The sequence below is a fragment of the Streptomyces sp. SID5464 genome, assembly GCF_009862985.1.
GTDB lineage: Bacteria > Actinomycetota > Actinomycetes > Streptomycetales > Streptomycetaceae > Streptomyces > Streptomyces chartreusis_D.
This window is the reverse complement of sequence record NZ_WWIQ01000055.1, coordinates 12,806-23,528: the sequence shown is the minus strand read 5'-3', so window position 1 is coordinate 23,528 and position 10,723 is coordinate 12,806. Positions and strand designations below refer to the sequence as shown.

At 72.3% G+C, this 10,723-nt stretch carries 7 protein-coding genes and 1 riboswitch; of the genes, 3 read left to right on the top strand and 4 right to left on the bottom strand.

Annotated elements, in window-relative coordinates:
- Positions 1-312: 312 nt before the first annotated feature.
- Positions 313-469, top strand: a riboswitch (cyclic di-AMP (ydaO/yuaA leader).
- 11 nt (positions 470-480) lie between these two features.
- Both GTY47_RS26805 and GTY47_RS26800 read left to right on the top strand, forming a co-directional pair.
- On the top strand, positions 481-1,512 hold the full coding sequence (locus GTY47_RS26805) for a M23 family metallopeptidase (protein ID WP_010044969.1): 1,032 nt from the start codon (positions 481-483) through the stop codon (positions 1,510-1,512).
- A gap of 82 nt (positions 1,513-1,594) precedes the next feature.
- Entirely contained in the window at positions 1,595-2,539 is a 945-nt protein-coding gene (locus GTY47_RS26800; protein ID WP_010044967.1) for an aldo/keto reductase, read from the top strand.
- Between the two features lie 28 nt (positions 2,540-2,567).
- Here GTY47_RS26800 and GTY47_RS26795 read toward each other — a convergent pair whose 3' ends face one another.
- From GTY47_RS26795 to GTY47_RS26780, 4 genes are all read right to left on the bottom strand, one after another.
- Positions 2,568-3,914 carry a PrsW family intramembrane metalloprotease gene (locus GTY47_RS26795; RefSeq protein WP_010044965.1) on the bottom strand — a complete coding sequence of 449 codons (1,347 nt, stop codon included), beginning with the start codon at positions 3,912-3,914 and terminating at the stop codon, positions 2,568-2,570.
- Positions 3,915-3,999: 85 nt separating this feature from the next.
- The gene (trmB, locus tag GTY47_RS26790; protein ID WP_010044963.1) at positions 4,000-4,833 is read right to left on the bottom strand and encodes a tRNA (guanosine(46)-N7)-methyltransferase TrmB; all 834 of its coding nucleotides are present in this window, start codon (positions 4,831-4,833) and stop codon (positions 4,000-4,002) included.
- A 135-nt stretch (positions 4,834-4,968) separates the two neighbouring features.
- Entirely contained in the window at positions 4,969-6,177 is a 1,209-nt protein-coding gene (gene lhgO, locus GTY47_RS26785) for an L-2-hydroxyglutarate oxidase (RefSeq protein ID WP_029181531.1), read from the bottom strand.
- Between the two features lie 80 nt (positions 6,178-6,257).
- Entirely contained in the window at positions 6,258-7,682 is a 1,425-nt protein-coding gene (locus GTY47_RS26780) for a hypothetical protein (protein ID WP_010044958.1), read from the bottom strand.
- A gap of 826 nt (positions 7,683-8,508) precedes the next feature.
- Between GTY47_RS26780 and GTY47_RS26775 the strand changes: the two genes are divergently transcribed.
- Complete coding sequence (locus tag GTY47_RS26775) at positions 8,509-10,623, top strand: asparagine synthase-related protein (RefSeq protein WP_010044956.1); 2,115 nt, start codon at positions 8,509-8,511, stop codon at positions 10,621-10,623.
- Positions 10,624-10,723: the final 100 nt, after the last annotated feature.

The following is a 10,723-nucleotide window of genomic DNA, read 5'->3' as shown; positions in this document are numbered from 1 at the left end:
TGTCCCCGCTACTGAAGGCCGAGGGCCGGAATCCGAAAGGGTTCCGGCCCTCGGTGCGTTTCCCGGGCTCCTCATGAGTCGGTGCATCACTGTCGGTGAGTGAATCACGCCGCTCCGCATAACAACTGACACACCGTCAAAACCCGTGAGTCACTTACGTGGCGGTCAACTCGCCCGTTTTAGGCCGGTCATGGCAGGTTGGTCCGCGCGAAAAAGGTTAATGATCAAGCGGAATCGCTGGAATACCCCTCGCGCGTCTATTAACGTTCGATAACGCAGCGCGGTCGTCCCAGCCGTCACAGAAGGCGGCTCCGTGCGCACGCGCCGAATCCCGAAAGGGAACCGGGGAACCACCACTTGGGGTGAATCGGGCGGATGCCGCCGTGGAAGCACGGTCGGTATACGCGCGTAGGAGACCTTCCTGCTCCGAACCCGTCAGCTAACCCGGTAGGCGAGAAGGAAGGAAAGGAGTACGCCCACGTGGCGTCAAACCGGCCTGCCCCCGCGGCCCCGTCCGCGCTGGACCAGCGCGACACCGAGACCTTCGGCTACGGCGGTCACCACACCGACGAGGGCCCGTTCCAGGAATGGAACCCCACCGCGGAGTCCATCCGTCCGGTCCGTGGCCGGCATCGCGTCACCAAGCAGCGCGGCGGCGGACTCGCCCGCAGCTCCACCGTCCTGGGCGTCGGCGTCATAGCCGCCGTGGGCGCGGGCGGCATGGCCAGCGCCCAGACCGGCAAGCCGCCGGTGTCGATCTCCGTTCCGGACCTGCCCTCGGTGGGTTCCCTCATCTCGGACGACGACACCCCCGAAGGCTCCGCCACCCCGCTCAGCAGCCTCGGCTCGGCGGCCGCCGACACCGATCAGGGCACCTCCGGCGCCGGTGAAGCGCTGCGCGCCCGGATCATGGCGCAGGTCGAGCACCAGCAGGACCAGATCGAGACCAAGGCCGCGCAGGCCGCCGCGGAAGCCGCCGAGAAGGCGGCCGCGGAGGCCGCCGCCAAGGCCGAGAAGGAAGCCAAGGCCAAGGCCGCCGAAGCCAAGAAGAAGGCCGAGGAGGAGGCCCGGAAGAAGGCCGAGGCCGAGCGGCTCGCCGCCCTCGCCAAGCAGTACACGCTGCCGACCTCCGCGTACACCATCACCTCGACCTTCGGTCAGGCCGGCGCCTACTGGTCCTCCGGCTACCACACGGGTCTCGACTTCGCCGCCCCCACGGGGACGCCGATCAAGGCGGTGCACAGCGGCACCATCACCGAGGCGGGCTGGAACGGCTCGTACGGCTACAAGACGGTTCTGACCCTCGATGACGGCACGGAGATCTGGTACGCGCACCAGTCGTCCATCGGCGTCAGCGTCGGCCAGAAGGTCAGCACGGGTGACGTCATCGGCCGCGTGGGCGCGACCGGCAACGTCACCGGGGCGCATCTGCACCTCGAGGTCCACACCGGTGGGTCCGGCAACGGCATCGACCCGCTGGCGTGGCTGCGGGGCAAGGGCCTGAACGTCTGAGCGCTCCGGTGCGTGCCGGGTTTGCGGGGGCTTTGCGTTCGTTGTGGAATGGGCCGTTCCCGTACGGTCGTTGACACGGAACATGACTTCTCTTCGCAAGCTCGGCTCCTCCGACCTCGAGGTCTTCCCGCTCGCCTTCGGCGGCAACGTCTTCGGCTGGACCGCCGACGAGGACCGGTCGTTCGCCGTCCTCGACGCGTACACGGCCGCGGGCGGCAACTTCGTCGACACCGCCGACGTCTACTCGGCCTGGGTCGAGGGCAACCAGGGCGGTGAGTCGGAGACCGTCCTCGGCAAGTGGCTCGCGTCACGCGGCAACCGCTCGGACGTCGTCGTCGCCACGAAGGTCAGCCAGCACCCCGAGTTCCGAGGCCTGTCCGCCGCCAACATCAAGGCCGCCGCCGACGCCTCCCTGCGGCGCCTCGGCACCGACTACATCGACCTCTACTACACCCACTTCGACCAGCCCGACGTGCCGGTGGAGGAGATCATCGGCGCGCTCGACGAACTCGTGAAGGCCGGAAAGGTGCGGTACATCGCCGCCTCCAACATCTCCGCGGAGCGGCTGCGGGCCTCCCTGGAGTTCTCCGACCGCGAGGGGCTCGCCCGGTACGTGGCCCTCCAGCCCGAATACAACCTGGTCTCCCGCGACACCTACGAGGGCGAGCTCCAGGACCTCGCCGAGCGGACCGGCCTGGCGGCTGTGCCGTACTACGCGCTCGCGTCGGGCTTCCTGACCGGCAAGTACCGGCCCGGTACGACCGTCGACAGCGCGCGGGCGGGCGGTGCCGCCAAGCACCTGGAGACCGAGCGGGGCCTGCGGGTCCTCGACGCCCTCGACGAGGTCGCAGCGGCCCACGACGTCCCCGTCGCCACGGTCGCCCTCGCCTGGCTCGCGGCCCAGCCGACGGTGGCGGCGCCGATCGCCTCCGCGCGGACGGTGGAGCAGCTGCCCGCGCTGACCGGGGTCGGGGAGCTGACGCTGACGGAGGCGGAGCTCGGGCGGCTCACGGAGGCTTCGGCCTGAGCGGTTTCCCCCGGCGCTGAGGCTTCGGCTACGACCGGTACGGGTTGTACGCGGGGTACGCCGTCGCCGCAGGTGCCGGACGGGGTGTCGTCGGATGGACCGTCGTCGGCTGGCCGTACCCGTACGCCCCGTACACCGGCCACGGCGGGGCCGCCACCGGTACCGGAGGGGCCGTGATCCGCGCGGCGTGCTCCAGCGCGGGGCGAGCCGCCTCCCGGCGTCGCCACAGCTCGTCCAGCAGCTCCCGTTCCCGTGCGACGAAGTCGGCACCGGCGCGGCCGCGGCGGCCACGGTGCCGCAGGAACGCCAGGGACGTCGCGTACGCCTCGTACCGCGCGACCTCCCGCGCCGCCGCCCGGCCCGCGTGGCGACGGGCGTACTGGCGGGCGATCCGCCGGGCCCGCATCGAGCCGAGGGCGTACGGCTCGACCGGGGACAGCCACCCGGCTACGGCATAGGCGGGCAGCTCCGCCCGCACGGTCCTCAGCTCCCGCTGCCGGGTCCAGATCACCAGCCACGTCAGCAGCCCGAAGATGGGCACCATGAACGCCGCGTACACGGCGAAGAACCCGTACTCGCCGAACGCGGACGAGCCGTTCCACATCGCGTGCATGCCCATCGCGAGCAGCAGTCCGGAGAGCGGGAAGGCGACGCGGCGGACGTGCTGGCGGTCCGCCGCGAGCGCGGAGATGCCGAAGCCGATGCCGGTGAGGACGGTGAAGAGCGGGTGCGCGAACGGCGACATGATGATGCGCACGAAGAAGGTCGCCGCCGTGACGGAGGCGATGCCGGTGCCGCCGGTGAGCTGGTCGGTGCCGAACGCGGTGCCCAGGTAGAGGATGTTCTCCGTGAACGCGAAGCCGGTCGCCGTGACGCCGGCCATGACCACTCCGTCGAGGATGCCGGTGAAGTCGCGGCGCCGGAAGAGGAAGACCAGCAAGACGGCCGCCGCCTTGGCGATCTCCTCGACCACCGGCGCTATGACGGTCGCGCCGAGCGTGTCCGCGCTGGACGGATCCGCCGTCGCCGTCGCGATCCACCTGGTCGCGAAGCTGTTGGCGACGATCGCTATCAGCGCCGCCGCGCAGGCCCCCCAGGCGAAGCAGAACAGCAGGTTCCGCCACGGGCCCGGTTCGACCCGGTCCAGCCAGCGGAACGCGGCTATGAGCAGGGGCACCGGGAGCGTGGCCAGCCCCAGCCCGACCAGGAACCCTTCCGTGCCGGTCTCCTCGCGGACCAGGGCGAGGATCACGAGGCCGGATATCGCGAGGAGCGTCGTCAGCGCGCCGTAGCGCACCCAGGCGCGCTGCCACCAGTGGGCGTGGCGCAGGGAGCCGGCGGCGGGGCCGCTGGGAGGAACGCTGGGGTACGACATGTGTGGGGGGCTGATGGCCACGGCATTGACCCTAACGACGGATGGGCGCTGTCCGCAGGCGGGAGGGATACGGGCGCGGGTGCGGTCAGGCGCCGGCGGGGGGTTGGTCCACGTGCTGTACGCGACGGAAGAGGAGGTCGTTCACGACATGTCCCTTGTCCAGTCCCTGGCCCTCGAAACGGGTCAGGGGACGGAAGTCGGGACGGGGCGCGAAACCGCCGTCCGCCTGCGTGTTCTCGAAGTCGGGGTGTGCCGTGAGCACGTCGAGCATCTGTTCGGCGTACGGTTCCCAGTCGGTGGCGCAGTGCACGATCGCGCCGGGCCTGAGGCGGGTGGCGGCGAGAGTCAGGAAGTCGGGCTGGATGAGCCTGCGCTTGTGGTGCCGCTTCTTGGGCCAGGGGTCGGGGAAGTAGACGCGCAGGCCGTCGAGGGAGTCCGGGGTGAGCATCTCGCGGAGGAGGATGATCGCGTCGCCGTTGCCGACACGGATGTTGGACAGGCCGTTCCGGTCGGCGAGGTTGAGCAGGTTGCCCTGGCCGGGGGTGTGGACGTCGACGGCGAGGATGTTGGTGGTGGGGTCGGCTGCGGCCATCTGGGCGGTGGCCTCGCCCATGCCGAAGCCGATCTCCAGGACGACGGGGTTGTCGTTGCCGAACAGGTCGGCCAGGTCGAGGCCCCGGCTGCCGTCGATGTCGAGACCCCACTTGGGCCACAGCCGTTGCAGCGCGTCCGCCTGGCCCGCTGTGACCCGGCTCCGCCGGGGCTGAAAACTCCGGATCCGCCGCTCGAAGTGCGACCCGGCGGGATCGGCCTTCGGCCCATCGGGAAAGCGCGGCTCACCCTTGGCCCGGCTGTGCCGGATGGAGGCACCGGGGGTGGTGGGCTGGGGGGTTTCGGGGGTGTTCACGGAGTCAGACACAGTGAGACCGATTTTACGGCCGTCATGTGTTGGCCGGGTGGCCGCCTGCGCGGTGGCCCGCCGTGTCCGCCTGGCTGCGGGCCCACCCGGCCTCAGCGGCAACACCGAGCACCTCGAAACCCAGCGGTCAGTCGGTCACAGCGCGCTCAGCACCCTGCGCGCCACCTCCCTGCCGATCGGCAAGGACGCCGTAGCCGCAGGAGACGGCGCGTTCAGCACATGCACCGTGCGAGCGCCCTCGCGGATCAGGAAGTCGTCCACCAGCGTGCCGTCACGCAGTACCGCCTGTGCCCGGACCCCCGCCGCCGTCGGCACCAGGTCGTCCTCGGACACCCCGGGCAGCAACCTCCGCACGGCCTCCGTGAACGCGCCCTTGGACAACGACCGCCGCAGCTCCCCCGCCCCGTACCGCCAATGCCGCCGGGCGATCCGCCAGGACCCCGGCCAGGCCAGCGTCGACCCCAGCTCCCGCGCACGGACCGTCCCCCACTCGTACCCCTCGCGGGCCAGGGCCGGCACCGCGTTGGGCCCGATGTGGACACCTCCGTCGATCCCGCGGGTGAGATGCACCCCGAGGAAGGGGAACGCCGGATCGGGAACCGGATACACCAGGCCCCGCACCAGCTCCGGCCGTGCCAGCTCGTAGTACTCCCCGCGGAACGGCACGATCCGGACGTCCGGATCGTCCCCGGTCAGCCGGGCGATCTCGTCGCTGTACAGGCCCGCGCAGTTCACCAGCACCCGCCCCCGCACGACGTCCCCCGCAGCCGTGAGCACGGCGACTCCCCGCTCGGGGCGGCGGTCGACCCGCACGACCCGGGTGCCGTAGCGGATCTCCGCGCCCGAGCCGTGGGCCAGCTGGCGGGCGACCGCGACGAAGTCGCAGATGCCGGTCGTACCGACGTGTATCGCGGCGAGCCCCCGCACCTCCGGCTCGTACTCCGCGATCTGGGACGCGCCCAGTTCACGGACCGGGATGCCGTTCTCCCGGCCGCGCTGTACCAGTGCGTGCAGGCGGGGCAGCTCCGCGCGGTCGGTCGCGACGATCAGCTTGCCGGTGACCGCATGCGGGATGCCGTACTCCGCGCAGAACTTGACCATCTCCGCCGCGCCCCGCACCGCGTAGCGCGCCTTGAGGGAGCCGGGGCGGTAGTAGATACCGCTGTGGATGACGCCGCTGTTGCGGCCCGTCTGGTGCCGGGCCGGGCCCGGTTCCTTCTCCAGGACCGTGACACGTGTGCCTGGTGCGGCGCGTGTGATCGCGTACGCCGTCGACAGGCCGACGATGCCCCCGCCGATCACCAGCACGTCACAGTCGTACGCGATCTCCGGAACCCGCGTCACCTGCACCACCTCCCGCTTCGATAGTGCACTGCGCCACTGACAATGCCTCCAAACGCGGGGACGGCAGCATGCCTGCCCGGCTACGCCGGAGCCATCAGCAGCGGCCGTGCGCGTTCCCGCAGCTCGACCACCCGTGGCTCGTCGCCGTACGGCTCCAGCCGGTGGAGAAGATCCTTCACGTACTCCGTCGTACGGGCCGACGAGATGCGCCCGGCGACCTCCACCGCCCGCACTCCCTGCTCGCACGCCGCGTCCAGGTTCCCCGACTCCAGCTCGGCCACCGCCGAGACGACCAGGCGCAGGCCGTGCGAGCGGACGAACTCCTCCGTCGGTTTGGAGAGGGCCTGTTCCGTGAAGCGGCGGACCTGGCGGGGCGCCTTGAGGTCGCGGTAGCACTCGGCCGCGTCGGCGGCGAAGCGGTCGTAGGAGTAGAAGCCGAGCCAGCTCGGGTCGTTGTCGCCGGGGCGGGCGCGCTCCAGCCAGCTCTCGGCCGCCTTCAGGGCGCCGCCGGCCGCCTGGGCGTCCCCCGCACGCGCGTGTGCCCGGGCCTCGACGAGGCGGAAGAAGCTCATCGTGCGGGCCGTGGCCAGGCCACGGTTGCGTTCCAGGGCGGCCTGGGCGAGATCCACGCCCTCGTCGCCGAAGCCGCGGTAGGTGGCCTGCAGGGACATGGAGGCCAGGACGTAGCCCCCGAGGGGGACGTCCGCCGCCGCCCGGGCCAGGCGCAGGGCCTGGATGTAGTAACGCTGGGCCGCTTCCTGCTGGCCCGTGTCGAAGGCCATCCAGCCGGCGAGCCGGGTGAGTTCGGCGGAGGCGCCGAAGAGGGCCCGGCCGACCTCGTCGGAGTAGGAACCGAGCAGGAGCGGAGCCGCCTCCACCCTTAAGCACTCGGGGACCATCGACGAACGCCAGTCGCCGCCGCCGTACTTGGAGTCCCAGCGCCGGGCGTCCTCGGCGGCCTCCCGCAGCTTCTGCACATCGCTGTGGCCGACTTTGAGCGGTGCGCCGGAGCCCTCGCCGGGGCCCACGTCACGCGCCACCGAACTGTCGGCCGGGGTTATCAGCCACCGTGAGGCGGGCGTTGCGTACGCGCTCACCGCGAACGATCCGGCCAGTGACTGCCAGATGCCGCCGGAGCCGGCGCGGCGGCCCGCGAGGTCGAGGCGGTACAGCTCCGTCGCCGACTTCACCGCCTGTCCGACGTCCCGTGGGAAGGCGAGGCCGACTTCGGGCGCGGGGTCCGCGTCGGCCAGGCCGATCTCGTGGAGCGGCACCGGGCGGCCGAGCTTCTGGCCGATGGCGGCGGCGATGAGGTGCGGCGCCGCACCCTGCGGCACCATGCCCTTCGACACCCAGCGCGCCACCGACGTCTTGTCATAGCGAAGCGTCAGTCCTCGCTGAGCGCCAAGATCGTTGACGCGCCGCGCGAGGCCTGCGTTGCTGATTCCCGCGAGGGCGAGAACGGCGCCGAGTTTTTCGTTCGGCCCGCGTTGCTCCCTGGACATGCGCCACCCCTCGACACAGACGGCTGCCGGCGCTGGCATAACCACGCGGCATTCGTAAACCCAGCGTAGTTCGCCGCATCCCAAGCGTTAAGGGGCATTGTTCCGGTTGGCGGGATTGTGGTCCGTACTGAAGTGCGGTTCAGATACGCGCTGTTGCGGCGTGCTCCCACTGTGTGGCCGTGCGCCTGTCCGTGCGCTCTTCTCCGGCCACCGCGGGAGCGGTTCCATGGTCATTGCGTGGGTCGGCCCGCTGTACTGGATCCAGTGGGCTGGGGGACACCGCCGCCTACATCCCCGCGGGCGGCGGAACGGTCCGGGAGGCGTGCTCCGTCTCCCGGACTGCGCGATCGCGCGGTGGAACGCAGGGCCTGTACGGAGAGTGTTCGACGCTGCCTGCGTGACACGGATTTGGCCGAAAATCGACCCCGCCGGTCAGGGGGTATCAGGCCTCCTACCACGGTACTTGAGGGCGCGTCGGGCGTATTCGGGGCGCGTGTCGGGGGCGCATTCGCGCCGCAGTCGTACTGATGACGTGTCGCTGACGTGTCTTGCCTCCTGGTGGTCCCTCCTGTTCTTGCCTCCTTCGTCGCCACCTCCGCGCCGTCTTCCCTTTCCGTCTTCACTGCCGTCTTCTCCGCCCGTCTCCTCTTGTGGCATGGGAGTGTTCGGGGCGTTCCGGGGTGTTCGGGGCGGCGTGGGTGGCTCCGCCGGGGCGCGTTCGGCGGAGCGCAAGCGGCGCGGGCGCACTCTGGAACGCCTCCTTCATGGCAGCATGGTGAACCGGTTCGTGCGGTGCACTGGTTGTCCACAGCCTGTGGAGGCGGCGATGCGGTGGTTGGTGGGATGGAGCAGCACCGCCGCGGGAGCCGTCGCTGCCGGCTCGGCGGGGGCCACGGGTCCCGACGGCGAGACCCTGCACCCGGTGGGTTCCCAACTCCTGTGGGGCGACCCCGATCCGCTGTGGGCGGTCGGCGACTGGCGCCCCGACGAGGTGCGGGTCGTGAAGGCCGACGACCGGACACGCATCGCCGTCCTCGGCATCTGCGGAGCCACCGACGAGCAGCTGCGCGTCGCGCTGTTCGCCGCACGCGGCGGGGCACTTCGGCATCTGACCGCCTGGCCGGGGAGCTACACCGCGATCGTGCAGGTCGGCCGGAGGGTCACCGTCTGCGGAGACCTCGCGGGCGCACGGCCGGTCTTCTACACCCCCTGGGCCGGCGGCACGGCGTATGCGACGGCCGCGCTGCCGCTGGCGGACCTCATCGAGGCCAACCTCGACTTCGGGCACCTCGCCGCGCTGCTGGCCGCCCCTGACGTGCCCGCCGCGCTGCACGACTCCACGCCGTACGACGGCGTGAAGCGCATTCCGCCGGGGCATGCACTGATCCTGCGCGCTGGGGCGCGCGAGATCGCCGGGTACGAGCCGGTCGCCTCGCTGGCGGTGGCGGCGCCCTCGGCCGATCCCGACAGCGCTGTCGACGCCGTGCGCGACGCGCTCGTGGAGGCCGTACGGACGCGGCTGTCCGCGCCGCGGCACGTCCCCGGGGCGGACATCGACCCCGGGCCCGTGCCCGGCATGGGGCCCGCGGAGCGGCGTGCCGCGCGCGGGATGCCGGTACCGGGGATCGGGGCGGACCTGTCCGGCGGGCCGGCCTCGGGGACGCTGGCGCTGCTGGCCGCGGGGCTGCCCGGCATGCCGGGCACGGTGCTGGGGCACGGCACCGGCGCGGGGGAGCGGCTGCTGGCGGTCACGTTCAACGACCTGGCCGTCGGAGGGCGGGAGGCCGAGCTGGAGCGGGCGGGCGCGCTGGCCGCGAACCCGCGTCTGCACCATGTCGTCGTGGCCGGTGGCGAGGAGACCCTCCCGTACGCCGACCTGGACGGTCCGCTGACGGACGAGCCGGGCGCGTCCCTGGTGGCGGCGGCCCGGCACCGGGCGCGGCTGGCAGCCGGCAGCGCGGACCACTTCACCGGCTACGGTGCGCGGCAGGTCCTGGACGCCCATCCCGCGCGCCTGGCCGATCTGCTGATGGACCGCAAGCGGCGCCACCTGGTGCGGCCCGTCGCCGCGCTGGCCAAGACGGACGGCTCGGTGCTGGTGCCCGCGCGCGTGTACGCGGCCGCGCGACGGCTGTCCCGTACGCCGTACCGGGCGGGGCTCGAATCCCTGGCCGAGCGCCTGCTCGACCACCGTACGGACGACGGCCAGGACGCGCCCGGGGGTGCGGTGGAGGCCTCGCTCGCCGCGCTGACCTGGGGGAGACCCGGGCCGGCGGCGCGCTGGCTGACCGGTGAGGCGCTCGCTGAAGTATCGGTTCGCCTTCAGGCGGCGACGCACCGGTCGGAGCTGGTGGGGCCGGGGCAGCGGCCGGGGGACTTCCGCGCGCGTGCGGCGCTGGCGCGGCACGCGGCGGACCTGCGGGTGCTGGAGCAGGCCGCGGAGATCCGCTTCCAGCGGCTGCACGCGCCGTTCCTCGACAACCAGGTCGTACGCGCGGCCCGGGCGCTGCCCGAGGCGTTGCGGGTGCGGCCGGGGGCGCGGGCGGCGATCCTGCGTACGGTGCTGGAAGGGGCCGGGGTCAGGGACCTGCCGCCCGGGTGGGGCGCCCCGACCCAGGCGACGGCGGCGGCCGCGGCGCGTACGGGGCTGAGGGTGGCGGCGGACTCCTTGGTCGCCCTGTTCGACACGCCGCTGCTGGCGGAGGCGGGCCTGGTCGAAGCCCGGGTGGTCCGCAAGGCCCTGCGCTCCGCGGCGGCCGGTGAGCCCCTCCCCCTGGACGGCCTCGCCGACCTCGTCTCCCTGGAACTGTGGCTCCGCCGTCTGCTGTCCCGCCGTGGCACGTGCTGGACGGGCACACCGGCCCGCCAGCGCGCTGTACCGGCGGGGATCGCGCCGCAGCGGGGGGCGCTGGGGGCGGGGGCCGGGGTACGGCGCGTGTAGCGCCTGCGGCCGACTTGTGGGTGCGGGCCGCCCGAGCTGCGGGCAGTCGTGCCGCCGGGGCGATGGGGCCCCCTGCTCGAGCGAAGCCGAGAGCTTGGGG

Coding starts and splice junctions, on each gene's coding strand:
- GTY47_RS26800 (WP_010044967.1), top strand. CDS start 1,595: ATGACTTCTCTTCGCAAGCTCGGCTCCTCCGACCTCGAGGTCTTCCCG.
- GTY47_RS26795 (WP_010044965.1), bottom strand. CDS start 3,914: ATGTCGTACCCCAGCGTTCCTCCCAGCGGCCCCGCCGCCGGCTCCCTG.
- GTY47_RS26780 (WP_010044958.1), bottom strand. CDS start 7,682: ATGTCCAGGGAGCAACGCGGGCCGAACGAAAAACTCGGCGCCGTTCTC.
- GTY47_RS26775 (WP_010044956.1), top strand. CDS start 8,509: ATGCGGTGGTTGGTGGGATGGAGCAGCACCGCCGCGGGAGCCGTCGCT.